General features: G+C 71.2%; 15 protein-coding genes. 11 read left to right on the top strand and 4 right to left on the bottom strand.

Annotation, left to right across the window (positions count from 1 at the left end; genetic code table 11):
* The 6 genes from ACFXJ5_RS06705 (at window position 1) to ACFXJ5_RS06680 (ending at window position 6157) form a co-directional block, all read left to right on the top strand.
* Window positions 1–2364, top strand: coding sequence for an MFS transporter (locus ACFXJ5_RS06705; protein WP_459253982.1), 2364 nt, complete (start codon window positions 1–3; stop codon window positions 2362–2364).
* A gap of 139 nt (window positions 2365–2503) precedes the next feature.
* Complete coding sequence (locus tag ACFXJ5_RS06700) at window positions 2504–3322, top strand: YceI family protein (protein ID WP_384627773.1); 819 nt, start codon at window positions 2504–2506, stop codon at window positions 3320–3322.
* A gap of 117 nt (window positions 3323–3439) precedes the next feature.
* Window positions 3440–3853: a hypothetical protein gene (locus ACFXJ5_RS06695; protein ID WP_384627771.1), complete on the top strand. Its 414-nt coding sequence runs from the start codon at window positions 3440–3442 to the stop codon at window positions 3851–3853.
* Window positions 3854–3897: 44 nt separating this feature from the next.
* Window positions 3898–4716, top strand: coding sequence for a calcium-binding protein (locus ACFXJ5_RS06690; RefSeq protein WP_384627768.1), 819 nt, complete (start codon window positions 3898–3900; stop codon window positions 4714–4716).
* 26 nt (window positions 4717–4742) lie between these two features.
* Complete coding sequence (locus tag ACFXJ5_RS06685; RefSeq protein ID WP_384627765.1) at window positions 4743–5663, top strand: calcium-binding protein; 921 nt, start codon at window positions 4743–4745, stop codon at window positions 5661–5663.
* A gap of 23 nt (window positions 5664–5686) precedes the next feature.
* Window positions 5687–6157: a PPOX class F420-dependent oxidoreductase gene (locus ACFXJ5_RS06680; protein ID WP_384627762.1), complete on the top strand. Its 471-nt coding sequence runs from the start codon at window positions 5687–5689 to the stop codon at window positions 6155–6157.
* 197 nt (window positions 6158–6354) lie between these two features.
* Here the strand turns inward: ACFXJ5_RS06680 and ACFXJ5_RS06675 are convergent, their stop codons facing one another.
* The 4 genes from ACFXJ5_RS06675 to ACFXJ5_RS06660 form a co-directional block, all read right to left on the bottom strand.
* Window positions 6355–8835 (bottom strand): ArnT family glycosyltransferase, encoded by a 2481-nt coding sequence (locus ACFXJ5_RS06675; RefSeq protein ID WP_384627759.1) that lies wholly within the window; start codon window positions 8833–8835, stop codon window positions 6355–6357.
* Entirely contained in the window at window positions 8832–10415 is a 1584-nt protein-coding gene (locus ACFXJ5_RS06670) for a glycosyltransferase (protein ID WP_384627756.1), read from the bottom strand. The genes ACFXJ5_RS06675 and ACFXJ5_RS06670 overlap by 4 nt, the downstream gene beginning before the upstream one ends.
* Window positions 10416–10441: 26 nt before the next feature.
* Window positions 10442–11881 (bottom strand): sensor histidine kinase, encoded by a 1440-nt coding sequence (locus ACFXJ5_RS06665; protein WP_384628339.1) that lies wholly within the window; start codon window positions 11879–11881, stop codon window positions 10442–10444.
* 184 nt (window positions 11882–12065) lie between these two features.
* Window positions 12066–12809 (bottom strand): response regulator transcription factor, encoded by a 744-nt coding sequence (locus ACFXJ5_RS06660; protein WP_206305395.1) that lies wholly within the window; start codon window positions 12807–12809, stop codon window positions 12066–12068.
* Between the two features lie 209 nt (window positions 12810–13018).
* Between ACFXJ5_RS06660 and ACFXJ5_RS06655 the strand changes: the two genes are divergently transcribed.
* The 5 genes from ACFXJ5_RS06655 (at window position 13019) to ACFXJ5_RS06635 (ending at window position 18355) form a co-directional block, all read left to right on the top strand.
* Window positions 13019–13882, top strand: coding sequence for an LLM class F420-dependent oxidoreductase (locus tag ACFXJ5_RS06655; protein ID WP_384627753.1), 864 nt, complete (start codon window positions 13019–13021; stop codon window positions 13880–13882).
* A 136-nt stretch (window positions 13883–14018) separates the two neighbouring features.
* The gene (locus tag ACFXJ5_RS06650; protein ID WP_384627750.1) at window positions 14019–14885 is read left to right on the top strand and encodes an MEDS domain-containing protein; all 867 of its coding nucleotides are present in this window, start codon (window positions 14019–14021) and stop codon (window positions 14883–14885) included.
* A gap of 95 nt (window positions 14886–14980) precedes the next feature.
* The gene (locus ACFXJ5_RS06645; RefSeq protein ID WP_384627747.1) at window positions 14981–15952 is read left to right on the top strand and encodes a DUF1906 domain-containing protein; all 972 of its coding nucleotides are present in this window, start codon (window positions 14981–14983) and stop codon (window positions 15950–15952) included.
* A 120-nt stretch (window positions 15953–16072) separates the two neighbouring features.
* Window positions 16073–16597, top strand: a complete 525-nt coding sequence (locus ACFXJ5_RS06640) for a SigE family RNA polymerase sigma factor (protein ID WP_384627744.1) — start codon at window positions 16073–16075, stop codon at window positions 16595–16597.
* Between the two features lie 105 nt (window positions 16598–16702).
* Complete coding sequence (locus tag ACFXJ5_RS06635) at window positions 16703–18355, top strand: long-chain fatty acid--CoA ligase (protein ID WP_384627741.1); 1653 nt, start codon at window positions 16703–16705, stop codon at window positions 18353–18355.
* Window positions 18356–18362 lie beyond the last annotated feature (7 nt).

Genomic DNA, 18362 nt, shown 5'->3' with positions numbered 1-18362 from the left:
ATGTCGCACCGGCAGATCATGGAGGCGCTGTCAGGGCTGCTGCTCGGCATGTTCGTGGCGATCCTGTCGTCCACGATCGTCACCAACGCCCTCCCGGAGATCGTCGCCAATCTGCACGGCAGCCAGAGCGCCTACACCTGGGTGGTCACGGCCTCGCTGCTCGCCATGACGGTGACGACCCCCCTGTGGGGCAAGCTCGCCGACCTCACCAGCAAGAAGATGCTGGTCCAGATAGCCCTGATCATCTACGTCGCCGGCTCGATGGCCGCCGGTCTGTCGCAGAACCCCACCATGCTGATCGCCTGCCGTGTCGTGCAGGGCGTCGGCGTCGGCGGTCTGTCCGCACTGGCCCAGATCGTCATGGCGGCGATGATCTCGCCGCGTGAGCGCGGCCGCTACAGCGGCTACCTGGGCGCGACCTTCGCGGTCGCGACCGTCGGCGGCCCGCTGCTCGGCGGTGTCATCACCGACACCAGCTGGCTCGGCTGGCGCTGGTGCTTCTACGTCGGCGTGCCGTTCGCGATCATCGCGCTGATCGTGCTCCAGAAGACCCTGAAGCTCCCGGTCGTGAAGCGTGACGTCAAGGTCGACTGGCTGGGTGCCTTCTTCCTGGCCGCCGCCGTCTCGCTGCTGCTGCTCTGGGTCACCTTCGCGGGCACCAAGTACGACTGGATGTCCTGGCAGACCGGGGCCATGGTCGGCGGCTCGGTCGTGCTCGGCGCGATCTTCATCCTCGTCGAGTCCAAGGTGAACGAGCCGATCGTCCCGCTGCGGCTGTTCCGCAACAAGACGATCACCCTCACCTCGATCGCCAGCCTCTTCGTCGGTGTCTCGATGTTCACCGGCACGGTCTTCCTCAGCCAGTACTTCCAGCTGGCGCGCGACAAGTCGCCGACGATGTCCGGCGTCATGACGATTCCGATGATCGCCGGCCTGTTCGTCTCCTCGACCCTCTCCGGCCGCTTCATCACCAGGACCGGCCGCTGGAAGGGCTGGCTCATCGCCGGCGCCGTGCTGCTCACGGCCGGCCTCGGCCTGGTCGGCACCGTCCGGTACGACACCGTGTACTGGCAGATGGCCATCTACATGGCGCTCGTCGGCCTCGGCATCGGCATGATGATGCAGAACCTGGTGCTCGCCACCCAGAACCAGGTGCAGCCGCACGAACTGGGTGCCGCCAGCTCCCTGGTCACCTTCTTCCGCAGCCTCGGCGGTGCGGTGGGCGTCTCGGCGCTCGGCGCGTTGCTCTCCAACCGCATCACGCACTACGTGACGGACGGGCTGTCCGCCCTGGGCGTCAAGAGCACCGGCACGGGCGACTCCATCCCCAGTCTGGCCAAGCTTCCGACCCCGATCCGCCATGTCGTCGAGAGCGCGTACGGACACGGTGTCGCCGATGTCTTCCTGGCTGCGGCGCCGTTCGCCCTCATCGCGCTGATCCTGGTGCTGTTCGTCAAGGAAGTGGCCCTGAGGTCGCACAGCGGCCTGCAGCAGGCCGCGGGCGCCGCCGAGCAGGCTCCCGAGCCGGAGGCCGCGGCAGCGGCCGTCGCGGCTGCCGGCCTGCCGGAGACCGAGTCCGTGCCCTTCCCCGTCGTTGCCGGCACCGCCGTTCACGGCCAGGTACGCGACTCCGACGGCACCGGCGTGGCCGGCGCAACGCTCACGCTGATCTCCCTCACCGGCCGCCAGCTCGGCCGGGCCGCCGCCCAGGCCGACGGTGGCTACGTGCTCCAGGCCCCGGGCGCCGGCTCGTACGTGCTCATCGCGGCCGCCGACGGCCACCAGCCGCAGGCGTCCACCGTCGTGGTCGGCGAGGAGCCGGTCCCGTACGACGTGGTGCTGGCCGGCACCAGCGGGCTGGCCGGGCACGTCACGGCCGCCGACGGCGGGCTGCCGGTCGGCGGGGCGATGGTGGTCGTCACCGATGTCCGGGGCGAGGTCCTGGCCACCGGCAAGACCGACGCCGACGGTTCCTTCACCTTCGCCGAGCTGCCCTCGGGTGACTTCACGCTCGCCGTCAACGCGACCGGCTTCCGGCCCACCGCGTCCGTCGTCGAGGTCGGCGGACACGGCCTCACGCGTACGGAGATCGTCCTGCGGTCCGGCGCACAGGTGCTGGGCACCGTACGCGGCGGCGCCGACCGGCGGCCGCTCGCCGATGCCCGGGTCACCCTGGTCGACATGGCCGGGAACGTGGTCGGCACGGCCACGACGGGCTCGGACGGCGCGTACGCCTTCACCGACCTGGACGCGGGCGAGTACTCGCTCATCGCCAGTGGATACCCGCCGGTGGCCACCGCGCTCACCGTCGACGGGCGGGGCGCGGAGGGCTTCGACGTGGAGCTCGGTCACCCGCAGGGGTGACCACACCAAACGGCCGGTCCATGCCGCTGCGGAGGCGCACGGACCGGCGGGGGCCCGGCCGACGACCGGAGCAGGGGACGGCCGAGGCCGTCACAAGGCCGGGCCCCAACCCTTTCTCTATGGAGAGTGAACGACAGCCATGCCCATCAGCGCCCGCATTCGTACCAAGGACGGCTGGGCCGTCCCGCACGCCGTGCTCACCGTCACCGACATGACGGGGCAGCAGATCGTCCGCGAGCCCGCGGGCGGCGAAGGCACGGTAAGGACCGGTGTCCTGACAGCCGGGGCTTACACGGTGATCGTCACCGCGCTCGGGTACCGCCCGGTCGCCCAGACGGCGATCGTCACGGCATCCGGCAACGCTGACCTCGGCACGCTGCTGCTGGCCCGGACCGGCGGTGTGGAGCTGCCGCCGCCGGGGGTGTGGACGATCGACCCGGCGCACAGCACCGTGAGCGCGGTGGCGCAGCATCTGGGGCTGTCCAGTGTGCACGGGCGGTTCACGCAGTTCGGGGGGCGGATCGAGATCGCCGAGGACCCGCTGCGGTCGTCCGTGGAGGCCGTCATCGAGGCGGCGTCCATCGACACCGGCAACGCGATGCGCGACGGCCACCTGCGCTCCCCCGACTTCCTGGACGCCGACGTCCACCCCAAGCTGACGTACCGCAGCACCGCCATCACCCCGTCCGGCGATGACCGCTGGACCGTCCACGGCGAGCTGGCCATGCACGGCGTGACGCGTCCGGTCGACCTGGACCTGCGCTACCTCGGCACCGGTCCGGACCCGTGGGGCGGGGTGCGGGCGGCTTTCCGGGCGGTGACGGAGCTGCGGCAGGAGGACTTCTCGATGAACTACAACCAGGTCGTGCAGGCAGGCATCGCCGCCATCGGCACAACCCTCAAGGTGGAACTGGACGTTCAGGCGATCCAAGGCGAAGCCCCGGTGACGGCGAGCTGAACACACGGCGGAAAGCCTTAAAGACCGCTGAGAAGCGCCGCAGCGGCACAACCCCCGCCGGGAGGCCGGTGTCCAACGGGTGATCGGAAGCAGGTTCCGCTCCCCCGGAGGCATCACGTGCCCGCACATCGCCAACGCTCCCGCCGCGCCCGTCCGGCCGGCATCGACGACCGCCTCGCCATGTCCGCCGGCACCGGACTCCTCGCCCGGAACGCCCCGGCCGGCACCGCCCCCGCCACCGCGACGGTCAGCGACGGCAAGGTCCACCACCCGGCGGCCGACGGCCAGACCGACGACGTGACCGTCGAGTGGGCCGGCTACGACTCGTCCGCCGACACGGACACCTACTCCATCGACGACATCGTCGAGATCACCGCCGGTACCGACTGCGCGCACCCCAACTCAGGCGACCTGACATACGTGACGCGCACCGCGCCCGATGCCGGCGACGGGACCGACGCGTTGTACGGCAACCACGGCAACCACGTGCTGCACGGCGGCTCCGGCGCCAGCATCCTCCACAAGGTCTGATCGCACAGGCAACGACCCGACACCCTGCGAGAGGTTTCATCAGCATGCGCACGTACGGATTTCTCGGCGCCACCGCCGCGCTCGCCCTCGCCATGGGCGGCACGATGCTCATGGCATCCGCCGCCCAGGGGGCCACGGAGACGACAGCCTCCGCCTACGTCAGCGGCAACAAGGCGTACTACAAGGCCGCCGCCGGCCAGACGAACAAGCTGACGATCTCGGAGACTTACAGCGACAACGACGGTTACCTCATGACCTTCACCGACGACGTCAAGATCACCGCCGGGACCGGCTGCACCTACCCCGACGCGGCCGACCTCACCACGGTCCAGTGCACCGCCTGGGGCCCGGGTATGGACGACGACGGCTACGTGTTCATCGTCGACCTCGGCGACGGGAACGACACCGCGACCGACAACGGGAGCAGCACGTACGGCGCGATATACGGCGGCAAGGGCAACGACACCCTGCACGGCACTGCGTGGGACGAACTCTACGGCCAGGACGGCAACGACCACCTCGCCGGCAGCGGCGGAGAGTGGTCCATCGGCTCCTTCGGCGGGGCGGGCAACGACACGCTGACCGACTGCGACAGCGAGTGCCACGGCGGTTCCGGAAACGACATCCTCAAGGGCACCGACACCGGGGACAGCTTCGGCCTCTACGGCGACTCCGGCAACGACACGCTCTACGGCTATGCCGGCGCCGACCTCCTCGAAGGCGGCAAGGGCAACGACACGCTCTACGGCGGCCACGGCGACGACAAGCTCTACGGCAACAGCGGCAACGACGTGCTGTACGGCGGCCAGGGCAAGGACACGCTCTCCGGCGGCCCCGGCAAGGACACGCTCCACCAGAACTGACCCGCCCAGCGAGGAAAGGCCCCTTCATGCATACGCACAGAATCCTCGGAGCCACCGCCGCGCTCGCCCTCGCCACGGGTGGCACGATGCTCCTGGCACCCACCGCCCTGGCGGCCGGCACGGCGGCCACCGCCTCGGCCTATGTCGGCGACGACGGTACCGTCCACTACAAGGCGGCGTCCGGGCAGGCCAACAAGCTGATCATCAGCGAGACGTACAGCAGCGCCTACGTCTTCACCTTCGCCGACGCCGTCACGATAACCGCCGGCAGCGGCTGCTCGTACCCGGACCCGGCCGACCCGACCAGCGTCCAGTGCACCACCGCGGGCAACGGCGACAGCGACTACTACAAGCATCTGTACGTCGCCGACCTCGGCGACGGCGACGACACCGCCACGGCCGACGCGGGCAACGGCGCGTACGGCTCGGTCTACGGCGGCACGGGCAACGACAGCCTCAAGGGCACCACACAGGACATCCTTTACGGTCAGGACGGCAACGACCACCTCGCCGCCGCCGCGGTCGAGTTCGGCGGCGCGGGCGCCGACGTCCTGACCGGCACCTCCGCCTACCCCAACGAGCTCCACGGCGGCTCCGGCAACGACAACGTGACCGCCTACGACTCGGACGACATCCTGTGGGGCGACGCCGGCAACGACGTTCTGCACAGCGGCGGAGGCGTCGACAAGCTCTCCGGCGGCAACGGCGACGACCGTCTCTACGGCGGACTCCACGCCGACTTCCTGTGGGGCGACGCCGGCAACGACAGCCTGCACGGCGGCGACGCCGGGGACACCCTCAAGGGCAGCACGGGCGACGACAGGCTCTTCGGCGAAACCGGCAAGGACGACCTCTACGGCAACAGCGGCAACGACCTCCTGCGCGGCGGCACGGGCACGGACACCCTGTCCGGCGGCCCCGGCAGGGACACCGTCCACCAGAACTGATCGTGTCGCCGTAGGCTGCCGTCATGGCTGCCTACATCGCGACCAACACCGCTGTCGGACTCGACCAGCTCCTGGAGTTCGTACGCCCTCGCCACCGGGCCATCCTGCTCACCACCCGCGCCGACGGGCGGCCCCAGGGATCCCCGCTGACCTGCGGGCTCGACAACGCCGGGCGGCTGGTCGTCTCCACCTATCCGGAACGGGCCAAGACCCGTAACGCGCGCCGCGATCCGCGCGTCAGCATCATCGTCCTCTCCGACGAGTGGAACGGCCCCTGGGTCCAGATCGACGGCACCGCCGAGGTCGTCGACGTCCCCGAGTCCGTCGAGCCTCTCGTCGAGTACTTCCGCAACATCTCCGGCGAGCACCCCGACTGGGCCGAATACCGCGAGGCCATGCTCAAGCAGGGCAAGTCCCTGATCCGCATCACCCCCGAACGCTGGGGACCCATCGCCACGGGCGGCTTCCCGGCACGGCTGGCGCCGGAGGAGTAGAACGCCGGCCCCGCCCCGACGGACGGAGTCCGGCGCAGCGGCCCGAAGCCTGGGAGGCGCGCCAGCGCCGAGCAGCGCGAGGGACGCCAAAAAAGAGGGGCCCGGCACGGCTGGCGCCGGAGGAGTAGAACGCCGGAGAAGCGAACGCGAGAGGGCGGTGACCGCAAGGTCACCGCCCTCTCGGGTTTTCGGTCGGGTCAGCTGTTGGCGCTGGTCAGGTCGTAGACGGTGACACCGTCGACGGTCTTCTTGGTGAAGGTGGACTCGACCCACGAGGTGATCTGGGAGCCGGTACCACTGCTGTCCATGCCGGCCATGCCGCCACCACCGGCGGCACCGGCGCCCGCACCGCCACCCGCGGCGGCACCTGCGCCACCGGCGCCCGCGTCGGCGCTGTCGGCGCCGCCGGAGGCGATGAAGTAGTGGATCTTGCCGTCCGCCACGTACTGCTTGAACTGGGCCAGGGTGGGGGCGGGGTCACTGCCGTTGAAGCCGCCGATCGCCATGACCGGGTCCTGGGTGGCGAGCTGGTAGCTGGAGGCGTTCTGGGAGCGGAGCGTGGCCGCGACCCAGGTGTAGTCGGAGGCGTTCTGCTCCAGGAGTGCCTTCATCTGGCTGCTGACGGTGGCGCCGTCGAGCAAGCCGCCCAGGCCGCCCATGCCACCGGCACGGGCGCCACCGCCCGCGCCGCCCGTCACGCCGCCGGGACCGCCCCGCTGGGCCTGGCCGTTCTGGCCCTGCTGGCCCTGGCCGCCCTGCGTACCGCCCTGCGTACCGCCGGGGAAGCCTCCCCCGCCGCCCTGGGTGCCGGTGCCGCCCCGCATGCCGCCGGGGAAGCCGCCCGCGCCGCCGCGCATCCCGCCGGCACCGCCGCCGCCGAAGCCGCCCCTGCCGCCCTGGACGGCGGGACCGGCGGTGACGATGGAGCCGGTGTGGCCGGTGTTGACGGTCTGCAGGGTGTACGCGAGCGGGCCGCCCAGCGCGGCGGCCAGGCCGAGGCCCGCCGAGGCGAGGGCGAGCTGCCTGCCGAGCCGTGCCGCGAGGAGCAGGCCCAGGGCAGCGACGACACCGCCGATGAGGACGGCGTAGCGCACCCACGGGTACCAGTCCGCGGAGCGGTTGAGCAGGACGTACGACCAGATCGCGGTGACCGCGACCGTGACGGCGAGGACCACCGAGGCGGCGATGTGCGAACGGCGTTCCCAGAGTGCCGTCGCGCCCATGCCGACCAGCGCCGCGATGTAGGGCGCGAGGGCGATGTTGTAGTACTCGTGGAAGATGCCGGACATGAAGCTGAAGGTCACGAAGGTGAACAGCAGCGAGCCGCCCCACAGCAGATAGGCGGCCCTCCGCGTGTCCGTACGCGTCGCCCGCCAGGTCAGCCAGAGGCCCACCACCAGCAGGATGAGGGCGGCGGGCAGCAGCCAGGAAATCTGGCCGCCCATGTCGGACCCGAAGAGCCGGGTGATGCCGGTCGCGCCCCACCGGCTGCCGGCGCCGCCGCCCCGGCCGCCGACCGAGCCGGCCTCGTTGCCGGTGAGGCGTCCGAAGCCGTTGTAGCCGAAGGTCAGGGACAGGAAGCTGTTGTCCTGCGACCCGCCGATGTACGGGCGCGAGGACGCGGGCCACAGCTCGACGATGGCGACCCACCAGCCACCGGAGACGATGAGCGCCAGGGTCGCGTAGCCGAGCTGGACGAGCCGCTTCTTCAGCGTCGCCGGTGCGCAGACCGCGTAGACGATGGCCAGCGGCGGCAGGATCAGGAAGGCCTGGAGGGTCTTGGTGAGGAAGGCGAAGCCGAAGGCGACACCGGCCCACACCAGCCACTTGGTGTTCGCGTTCTCCAACGCGCGCAGCACGCAGTAGACGGCGACGACCATCAGCAGCGCGAGCAGCGCGTCGGGGTTGTTGAAGCGGAACATCAGCGCGGCGACCGGGGTCAGCGCCAGCACGGCGCCCGCGATGAGACCGGCGGCGGCGCTGAAGCGGCGGCGTACGGCGGCGTACAGGACGCCCACCGTCGCGACGCCCATCAGGGCCTCGGGGACAAGGATCGCCCAGGAGCTGAGGCCGAAGACGCGGACGGACAGGGCCATCGGCCACAGCGCGGCCGGGGGCTTGTCGACGGTGATGAAGTTCCCGGCGTCCGAGGAGCCGAAGAAGAAGGCCTTCCAGCTCTTGCTGCCCGCCTGAACGGCGGCGGAGTAGAAGGAGTTGGCGTAACCGGAGCTGCTCAGGTCCCACAGGTACAGAAGGGCAGTGACAAGCAACAGCCCGAGGAAGGCGGGGCGCACCCACGCCGCGTCCTCGGGTCGTCCGCGCCACACCCGGGTGGTGAAGCCGCGCGGCCCCTGGCCGTCACCGCCTCCACCGCCGCCGCCCTCGCCGGGCGGGGGCGGTGTGCCGTCACCGCCGGAGCCCACCAGGACCGGCTCGGCCGCGACGGGTTCGGCGACCGCGACGGCCGTCGAACCGGGCGCCGCTCCTGGCGCAGGCGCACCTACCGGTACCGGAGTGCGCTGCACGCCGGCCGGCGGATGGGCCGGGGGCGGGGGCGTTGGCGCCGGGGCCGAAACGCCGCTGGGCGGCGCCGGAGAGATTTCCTCCGGCGACCGCCAGGGTGACGTGCCGTCCGTCGGGGCCCCGGTGGGGGCCCCTTCGTTACGGGACGTGGTCATCGATTACTCCTCGGGTCGTGCTCGTGGGGGTCGATGGGGCGCATCTGCACCGTCTCGTCGCCGTATCCCGTCTGGCCGCTGACCCGCCAGGGGGTGCCGCCCTGCGGGACCTCGGCGTACGGGTACGGCTGCTCGGCGGGGAGGCCGGCGCCGCGGCCGTCGTAGCCGGTGGTGGAGGCGTACGTGCCGCTGTCGTGAGGGGTGGTCTCGTACGAGGTGTTGTCGTACGGGGTGCCGGGACGGACCTGCACGGGGGTCACCTGCTGCACGGGCTGCAGCGGCTTCCGCGAGGACGGCCGGCCGCCGTCCTCGTCGTCGCCCTGGGACGGGAAGACCCAGGCCCGGAAGAGCAGGAAGCGCAGCACGGTCGCCGCGAGGTTGGCCGCGACGAGGACGGCGAGCTCGGTGCCGTGCGAGGCCTGCGGGTTGGCGGCGCTCAGCGCGGCCAGCGAACCGCTGGTCAGCGCGAGGCCGATGGCGAAGACCACCATGCCCTGCGCCTGGTGCCGCACGGCCTTGTCCCGTCCGCGTACACCGAAGGTCAGCCGGCGGTTGGCCGCGGTGTTGCCGACCGCGGAGACCAGCAGGGCCAGCGCGTTGGCGAGCTGCGAGCCCATGCCGAGCCGGAAGACGGAGAAGAGCAGCAGGTACGCGAGCGTGCTGAGGCCGCCGACGACGCAGAAGCCGACGAGCTGCCGGGCCAGACCGACGGGCACATCGGCGATGTCGCGGTCGCGCGGGTCGTCGCCGAAGGGGCGGCGCAGCCGGTCCAGCGGCAGCGCGCCGGTGGCCAGGGCGCGACCGACCCGCAGGACACCCTTGAGGTCGTCGGTGGCCGTCTTGACGATGTCCACCGTCGAGTTGGGGTCGTCGACCCAGTCGACCGGGACCTCGTGGATCCGCAGGCCGGCGCGCTCGGCCAGCACCAGCATCTCGGTGTCGAAGAACCAGCCGGTGTCCTCGACCAGCGGCAGCAGCCGCTCGGCGACGTCCTTGCGGATCGCCTTGAAGCCGCACTGGGCGTCGGAGAAGCGGGCGGCGAGCGAGCCGCGCAGGATGAGGTTGTACGTACGGGAGATGAACTCGCGCTTGGCGCCGCGCACGACCCGGGACGACCGGGCCAGCCGGGAGCCGATCGCGAGGTCGGAGTGGCCGGAGATCAGCGGGGCGACCAGCGGCAGCAGCGCGTTCAGGTCGGTGGAGAGGTCCACGTCCATGTAGGCGAGGATCGGCGCGTCGGAGGCGGACCACACGGTCCGCAGGGCCCGCCCGCGGCCCTTCTGCTCAAGTCGGAAGGACAGGACCTCGGGGATCTCGGCCTGCAGCATCTGGGCCACGGCGGGGGTGCGGTCGATGCTGGCGTTGTCCGCGACGGTGATACGGAAGGGGTACGGGAAGGTCCGGGCGAGGTGCGCGTGCAGTCTGCGCACACAACCTTCGAGGTCCTTCTCCTCGTTGTATACGGGGATCACGACATCGAGCACTGGCTCGGTTTGCGAGACAGCCAGGTGCTCTCGAGCGGGCAGGGCCCCCAGATCAGGGGACGACGTGCCACTCGGCGGGAGCTGTTGAGTGCGCATGGCATCTACTTTGCGGCGACGCCCTGTCATGACGTTGTGGCCAAACTGAGACCCACCTGTGAGTGCGTTACAGGCAGATGAACCCTGAAGACCGTCTCCCCGGGGACGCTGCTGATGCTCACCCGGCCGCCGTGCGCGGTGACCACCGCCTGCACGATCGCCAGGCCGAGTCCGGTGCTCCCGGCCGCCCGCGAACGGGACGCGTCGCCACGGGCGAAGCGCTCGAACACGTGCGGCAGCAGGTTCGGTGGGATGCCGGGACCGTTGTCCGCGATCTCGACCAGGACCTCGAAGTCGGTGGGCACGACCCGGGCCACCACCGTGGTGCCGGGTGGGGTGTGCGTACGGGCGTTGGCCAGCAGATTGGTCAGCACCTGGTGCAGCCGCTCCGGGTCGCCGAGCACGCACGCCGGATCGTCGGGCAGGTCGAGGCGCCACCTGTGGTCCCGGCCGACCGCGCGCGCGTCGCTGACCGCGTCCACGACCAGCGGCGACATGTCGGTGGCCTCCAGGCACAGCGGCCGCCCGGCGTCCAGCCTGGCGAGCAGCAGCAGGTCCTCGACCAGCGTCGTCATCCGGGCGGCCTCGGACTCGATCCGGCCCAGCGCGTGCCGGGTGTCCGGGCCGATCTGCTCCCGGCCGCGCCGGGTCAGCTCCGCGTAGCCCCGGATCGAGGCCAGTGGGGTACGCAGCTCATGGCTGGCGTCGGCCACGAACTGCCGGACCCGGGTCTCGCTCTCCTGGCGGGCGTTGAGCGCCCCGGCGACGTGGCCGAGCATGCGGTTGAGCGCGCCGCCGACCTGGCCGACCTCGGTGCGTGGGTCGGTGTCGCCGTCGGGGACGCGGTCGTAGAGGGCCACCTCGCCCTTGTCGAGCCGCAGTTCGGAGACCCGGGCGGCGGTGGCGGCGACGCGGTGCAGGGGGCGCAGCGAGTAACGGATCATCAGGGAGCCGGCGAGGCCCGCGGCGATCAGCCCGGCGGCGGCGACGAGGGCCTCGATGGTGATGTAGGTGCTGATGGTGTCGTCGACTTCGGTGGTGGACAGCCCGATGACGGTGTAGCCGCTGGTGTCGGCGGCGGTGTGCACCAACTGCACCCGGTACGTGCCGTAGCCGGGGATGGTGACCGTGTGCGTCCCGGCGTCCAGCGGCACGGACGCGAACACGGCCTTCTGCGCGGCCGTGAACTGCTGGACCTCCACCGCCTCACCCGGCGTGATCTGCACCCCGATTCCGGCGGAGGTCACCGCCCGGTTGTCGGTGAGGTGTGCGCCGATGACGCCCGGCTGCAGGCCGGGGCTGCGCAGAAAGCCGAGCTCGTCGCCGTACTTGCTCTGATGGGCCGCCAGCGGTCCCGCCGCACGGTCCGCGACGGCCGAGACCTGGTTGCCCAGCTGTGTGTAGAGATACGACCGCAGCGAGATCGTCGTCACCGCCCCGATGACCGCGCACACCACCGCGATCATCGCGATCGACGACAGGACCAGTCGCGTACGCAGGGAAAGGGCCCGGCGCGGCCGGTGACCGGGGCGATAGTCGGGCCGGGGCGGGACCCCGCGGGCCGCACGGCCCGACCTGCCCGCCCGGCCCGAGGCGGACCGGCCCGACCTGGCCACCCGGCCTGCCAGTACGTCGGCTGTCACGACGGCGTCACACCGCTTCGCCCGGCTTGATCAGGTAGCCGGCGCCGCGCCGCGTGTGGATCATCGGGGTGCGCCCGGCGTCGATCTTCCGCCGGAGGTAGGAGATGTAGAGCTCGACCACATTGGCCTGGCCGCCGAAGTCGTACGACCAGACGCGGTCGAGTATCTGCGCCTTGCTCAGCACCCGGCGCGGGTTGCGCATCAGGTAGCGCAGCAGCTCGAACTCGGTGGCCGTGAGGTGGATCCCGGTGCCGCTGCGACTGACCTCGTGGCTGTCCTCGTTGAGGACGAGGTCGCCGACGACCAGCAGCGATTCCGTACGGGCCGCGGCCGCGCCGGAGCGGCGCAGCAGGCCGCGCAGCCGGGCGACGACCTCTTCGAGGCTGAACGGCTTGGTGACGTAGTCGTCGCCGCCGGCCGTCAGTCCGGCGATGCGGTCCTCGACGGCGTCCTTGGCGGTCAGGAAGAGCACCGGCACGTCCGGCGACTCCCGGCGCAGCCGCGCCAGCACTTCCAGGCCGTCCATGTCGGGCAGCATGACGTCGAGGACCACGGCGTCCGGTCGCAACTCGCGCGCGGAGCGCAGGGCGTCGGTGCCGTTGCCTTCGGTGTGGACTTCCCAGCCCTCGTACCGCAGGGCCATGGACAGAAGGTCTGCGAGGGCAGCTTCGTCGTCGACGACGAGGACCCGGACGGGTGAACCGTCGGGGCGGGTGAGGTCGACGGCTGCAGGAGATGAGGACGCGGTCATAGTGGCAATCCTGTGAGTCGCTTCTTAGAGAAGACTGTTCGTCATCTGTGAATTACCTGAGAAAAGACTGTCCGTGGTCGGTGCGGTCTTTGAGGGAAGGCTAGGACCCGCACATGAGAGCGGAATGAAGGAGTCCTAAAGGAGTGGAATAGCCTCACTCACTCCGAGGTTCGTACGATCAGGATCGAACACTCTGGGTGGAGGAAGCTGTGAAGCCATCGGTCGGCCGCTACGGAATCTGGCACACCGCACTGCGTTCGGAGGACCCCGCACGGGCCGGCGAACTCGCCGAGACCGCCGCCGAGCTGGAGGAACTCGGCTACGGGGCCATCTGGCTGGGCGGCAGCAGCGGCGTCGAGCACGCGGCTCCCCTGGTGGCCGCCACCTCGTCGATCACCCTCGCGACCGGCATCCTCCCCATCTGGTCGTACGAGGCCGAGGAGACCGCCGACCGCTTCACCGACCTCGAAGCCGCCCACCCGGGGCGCTTCCTGCTGGGCCTGGGCGTCAGCCACGCCGCCCTCGCCGGCGAACGCTACCGGCGGCCCTACGCCGCGATGGCCCAGTACCTGGGGGACCTGGACAAGGCCGGCGTCCCCGCCGACCGCCGCGTCCTGGCCGCCCTCGGCCCCCGCATGCTGGAACTCTCCCGCGACCACGCCGCCGGCGCGCACCCCTACCTCGTCACCCCCGAGCACACCGCCCAGGCCCGCGCCATCCTGGGCGAAGGCCCCCTCCTCGCACCCGAGTTGAAGGTCATCCTCGAGGCCGACCCCGACCGCGCCCGCGCCATCGCCCGCGGCACCCTCGCCCTCTACATGACCCTCCCCAACTACACCAACAGCTGGCTCCGCCTCGGCTTCACCGAAGAGGACCTCTCTCACGGCGGCAGCGACCGCCTCGTCGACGCCCTCACCGCCTGGGGCACCCCCGACCGCATCCGCAGCCGCATCGCCGACTTCCACGCCGCCGGCGCCGATCATGTCGCCCTGCAACTCCTCGTGGAGGGCCAGAGCAGGGCGGAACTCCCCCGGGCGGGGTGGCGGCAGCTCGCGGAGGTGGTGGCGGGCTGATGATCGGACTGCGGGGGTAGGCAAGTCCGGGTGTGGAGGGGGACATCGGCGGCCAGGGGGTGCCGTAAAGAAACAGAGTGCGGTCAAAGGTGATCCAGAGGGCGACCGGGGGCGGGGCCGGGCGTACGTTCGCGGCATGGACAGGGGTACCGGCCCTCGCGCGGTCTCGGTCGACCGTATGGCGTCGGGGGATCATGCGTGTCTGGGGTTCGACGACGAGGCCGCGCGGTGGGACATCCGTGCGGCGTTCGCCGAGATCGGGCTGTCCAGGGGCGAACTGGTGATGTTCTTCACCGACCCGGGGACCAGCGTGGAAGAAACGGTCAACCACCTGGCCGGGCTCGGCGTGCCGGCCGGGCGGGCGCTGGTGCGGGGCAGCCTCGTCGTGGTGAACGACATACCCGGGTACGACCCGCACGCCGGGTTCGAGCCCGAGGCCCGGGTCGCCGCCTGGGTCCAGGCCACGGAGGACGCCCACCGCCTGGGCTTCCCCGGCATCCGCGCCGTGGGCGACATGTCGTGGGTGCTGCGGCCGGGCGTCGACCACGACAGCCTGATCGACTACGAGGCCGCGCTCACCCCGGTCTTCGCCGGCATCGGCTTCACCGCGATCTGCGAGTACGACCTCCGTCGCTTCACGCCCGAACTCATCGGCCGGGTCTCGGCCGCGCACCCCGCGTCCGTACTGCAGAGCCTGGACGCGCTGCGCGTCGAGCACGGTGACGGCATCCTCTGGATGAGCGGCGACGCGGATCTGGCCACCCGGGCCGAGTTCGAGTTCGGCCTCCGCGAGGCCTTCGACGGCCCCGCCGGGACCCCGCGCATCATCGACCTCACCGAGCTGTCCTTCATCGACGCGCACTGCGCCGCGACCCTCGTCCACCGCGTCGCCTGCCTCGACCCGGCCGTACGGCTCGTCCTGCGGTGCCCGCCGCTGCACGCCCGTACGCTGCGGCTGTGCGGGGCGACCGAGGTGCCGCAGCTCTTCGTCGTCGAGGCGTGACGCAGACGGATGAACCCCCTGCGTGTCTGACCGGTGCGAACACGGCCTGACCGTTGACTCGGCATATGCACGAATGCAATCCGATCATCCGACTTGTGACGGCGATCGTGGCAGTGCTCCTCTGCCTGCTCACCGCCACTGCGGCTGTGGCCGCGTCGGGGCCGGACAGCGACCCCGACGACGTGACCGGAGTGGGCGATCTGGCCGGCATCACCGGTCTGCCGGACGTCGCCGGACTGCCCGACGAGGTCGACCCGCCGCGTGGGCAGTTCCCGGACGAGGCACTGGACGGATCGCAGAACGACGCCACGGGCAGCAGCTCCGCGGCCGCGGCCCTCGGGCGCCCGCGCATCTTCAGCGGCTGGGGCTTCGACACCTGCCACACCCCGACGACCCGCACCATGCGGGCCTGGCTGCGCTCCGACTACCGCGCGGTCGGCGTCTACTACGCGGGCCCCGCGCGCGCCTGCCGCAAGCAGCCCCACCTCACCCGCGGCTGGGTGCGCAGCACCGACCGGATGGGCTGGCACGTCCTCCCGATCTACGTCGGCTCGCAGTCGCCCTGCGCCTTCAGCAAGGCCAAGCGCAAACACAGGATCAGCCGCCACCACCCCTGGCGCCAGGGCACCGCCGAGGCAAAGGACGCCGTCAGCCGGGCGGCAGGCCTGGGCTTCGCCCCGCGCAGCCCGCTCTACCTCGACATGGAGGCGTACAGCGTCACCCGCGCCCGCTGCACCACTCCCACCCTGTCCTTCGTACGGGCCTGGAACCGCCGGGTCAGGGCGGCCGGCTACCTGCCCGGCTTCTACAGCAGCTCGGACTCGGGCATCGCCCACATGAGCCGGGCCCGCGCCGCCGGGATCCCCGACATGCCCAGCGTGATCTGGTTCGCCCGCTGGCGGGTGCCGCCGACCGTGCACCGGGAGCCGATGCTGTCCCCCGGGGCCTGGCAGCCGCACCGCCGCATCCATCAGTACTCGGGCAACGTGAAGGAGCGGCACGGCGGCCGGCAGCTGCACATCGACCGCAACCGCATGGACGCCCCCGTGGCGATCGTCTCGGGGTAGTCGGGGTCCGTGTACACCCCCGGGAGGTGAGGACAGCCCCCGGCGTACTCCTTGAGGGTGATCCCGCTTCGGGACTTGCGGCGGATCCGCCGGGCCGGGCCCGGCTCATAGCGTTGAGCCATGACCACGCCTGTGTGCAGCAGCGAGTTCACCCGCTATGAGTTCACCCGCTACGTACGGACCAAGGGCCCGGCGCTGCTGCGTACCGCGCGCTCGCTCACGCCCAACCCGAGCGACGCCGAGGACCTGCTGCAGACCGCGCTGACCAAGACCTACCTGGCCTGGGAGCGCATCGACGACCACCGCGCCCTGGACAGCTACGTCCGCCGCACCCTGGTCAACACCCGCACCTCCCTGTGGCGCAAGCGCCGCGTCGACGAGTTCGCGACCGACGAGCTGCCCGAGCCCGCCGCGGTGGACTCGGTCCCGGACGGGGCCGAGCACCAGGCACAGCGCGACGCGATGCTGCGTGCGATAGCGCGGCTGCCGACCCGGCAGCGGGCCATGGTCGTGCTCAGGTACTACGAGGACATGAGCGAGGCGCAGACCGCCGAGGCCCTCGGGGTGTCGGTGGGCACAGTGAAGAGCGCGGTGTCGCGCGCCCTGTCAAAACTACGGGAAGACCCCGAATTGCTCGTTGGGTAGTGACATACCGCGCGGTATGGAGCCAGAATCGCGGACGAGGGCCTGTCCGACCCTGATCCGCACGGGCAGGCCTACCCTCGCGTAGCCGCGTTTCGAGGAGGCCCCGTGCTGAGCACGATGCAGGACGTTCCGCTGACAGTGACCCGCATTCTGGTGCACGGCACCACAGTGCACGGGGATTCCACGATCACCACCTGGACCGGTGACGCCGAGCCGCAGCGCCGCACCTTCCGGGAGACGGGACTACGTGCCGTACAGCTGGCGAACGCGCTCCGCGACGAGCTGGGGGTCCAGCGCGACGAGCGCGTGGCCACCCTGATGTGGAACAACGCGGAGCATGTCGAGGCCTATCTCGCGATCCCCTCCATGGGCGCGATCCTTCACACGCTGAATCTGCGGCTGCCCGCCGACCAGCTCGTCTGGATCGCCAACCACGCCGCCGACCGCGTCGTCCTGGTCAACGGCTCGCTGCTGCAGCTGCTCGCCCCCCTGCTGCCGGCCATGGAGTCGGTCGAGCACGTGGTCGTGGTCGGCCCCGGCGACATCTCACTCCTGGCGGGCAGCACTGCCACCGTCCACGAGTACGAGGCGCTGATCTCCGGCCGCCCGACGAGGTACGACTGGCCGGAGCTGGACGAGCGCGAGGCCGCGGCCATGTGTTACACCTCCGGCACGACGGGCGACCCCAAGGGCGTGCTCTTCTCGCACCGGTCGATCTATCTGCACTCGATGCAGGTCAACATGGCCGAGTCCTTCGCCCTCACCACCGCGGACACGACCCTGCCGGTCGTCCCGATGTTCCACGTCAACGCCTGGGGCATCCCGCACGCCGCCTTCATGACCGGCATCAACCTGCTGATGCCCGACCGCTTCCTGCAGCCCGCCCCGCTCGCCGAGATGATCGAGACCCTGCGGCCGACCCACGCCGCCGCCGTCCCCACCATCTGGCAGGGCCTGCTCGCCGAACTCGCCGCCAAGCCCCGCGACATCTCCTCCCTCGGCGCCGTGGTCATCGGCGGCTCCGCCTGCCCGCCCGCCCTGATGAAGGCCTTCGACGAGCAGTACGGCGTCAAGGTCTGCCACGCCTGGGGCATGACCGAGACCTCCCCGCTCGGCACCGTCGCCCACCCCCCGGCCGGCCTCTCGCCCGAGGAGGAGTGGTCCTACCGCGTCACACAGGGCCGCTTCCCTGCGGGCGTCGAGGCCCGGCTCGTCGGCCCGGACGGCGAGCAGATGCCGTGGGACGGCGAGTCGGCGGGCGAGCTGGAGGTGCGCGGGCCGTGGATCTCCGGTGCCTACTACGGCGGCGCGGGCGCCGATCCGATCCGCCCCGAGGACAAGTTCAGCCCCGACGGCTGGCTGCGTACCGGAGACGTCGGCACGATCACGGCCAACGGCTATCTCACCCTCACCGACCGGGCCAAGGACGTCATCAAGTCCGGCGGCGAGTGGATCTCCAGCGTCGAGCTGGAGAACCACCTCATGGCCCACCCCGACGTCGCCGAGGCGGCCGTCGTGGCGGTCCCCGACGACAAGTGGGGCGAACGACCGCTGGCCACCGTGGTGTTGAAGGAGGGCTCCACGGCCACGTACGAATCGCTGCGCGCCTTCCTCGCCGCGCGCATCGCGCACTGGCAGCTGCCGGAACGGTGGGCGATCATCCCCGCGGTGCCGAAGACCTCGGTCGGCAAGTTCGACAAGAAGGTGATCCGCCGGGACTACGCGGACGGGAAGCTGGACGTCACCAGGCTGGGCTGAGCCGGAC

The organism is Streptomyces sp. NPDC059373 (genome assembly GCF_042751495.1).
Classification (GTDB): Bacteria; Actinomycetota; Actinomycetes; order Streptomycetales; family Streptomycetaceae; genus Actinacidiphila.
This window is presented reverse-complemented; position numbering and strand designations above follow the sequence as displayed.

Coding starts and splice junctions, on each gene's coding strand:
- ACFXJ5_RS06670 (WP_384627756.1), bottom strand. CDS start 10,415: ATGCGCACTCAACAGCTCCCGCCGAGTGGCACGTCGTCCCCTGATCTG.
- ACFXJ5_RS06705 (WP_459253982.1), top strand. CDS start 1: ATGTCGCACCGGCAGATCATGGAGGCGCTGTCAGGGCTGCTGCTCGGC.
- ACFXJ5_RS06680 (WP_384627762.1), top strand. CDS start 5,687: ATGGCTGCCTACATCGCGACCAACACCGCTGTCGGACTCGACCAGCTC.
- ACFXJ5_RS06690 (WP_384627768.1), top strand. CDS start 3,898: ATGCGCACGTACGGATTTCTCGGCGCCACCGCCGCGCTCGCCCTCGCC.
- ACFXJ5_RS06640 (WP_384627744.1), top strand. CDS start 16,073: ATGACCACGCCTGTGTGCAGCAGCGAGTTCACCCGCTATGAGTTCACC.
- ACFXJ5_RS06650 (WP_384627750.1), top strand. CDS start 14,019: ATGGACAGGGGTACCGGCCCTCGCGCGGTCTCGGTCGACCGTATGGCG.
- ACFXJ5_RS06675 (WP_384627759.1), bottom strand. CDS start 8,835: ATGACCACGTCCCGTAACGAAGGGGCCCCCACCGGGGCCCCGACGGAC.
- ACFXJ5_RS06700 (WP_384627773.1), top strand. CDS start 2,504: ATGCCCATCAGCGCCCGCATTCGTACCAAGGACGGCTGGGCCGTCCCG.
- ACFXJ5_RS06660 (WP_206305395.1), bottom strand. CDS start 12,809: ATGACCGCGTCCTCATCTCCTGCAGCCGTCGACCTCACCCGCCCCGAC.
- ACFXJ5_RS06685 (WP_384627765.1), top strand. CDS start 4,743: ATGCATACGCACAGAATCCTCGGAGCCACCGCCGCGCTCGCCCTCGCC.
- ACFXJ5_RS06665 (WP_384628339.1), bottom strand. CDS start 11,881: ATGATCGCGGTGGTGTGCGCGGTCATCGGGGCGGTGACGACGATCTCG.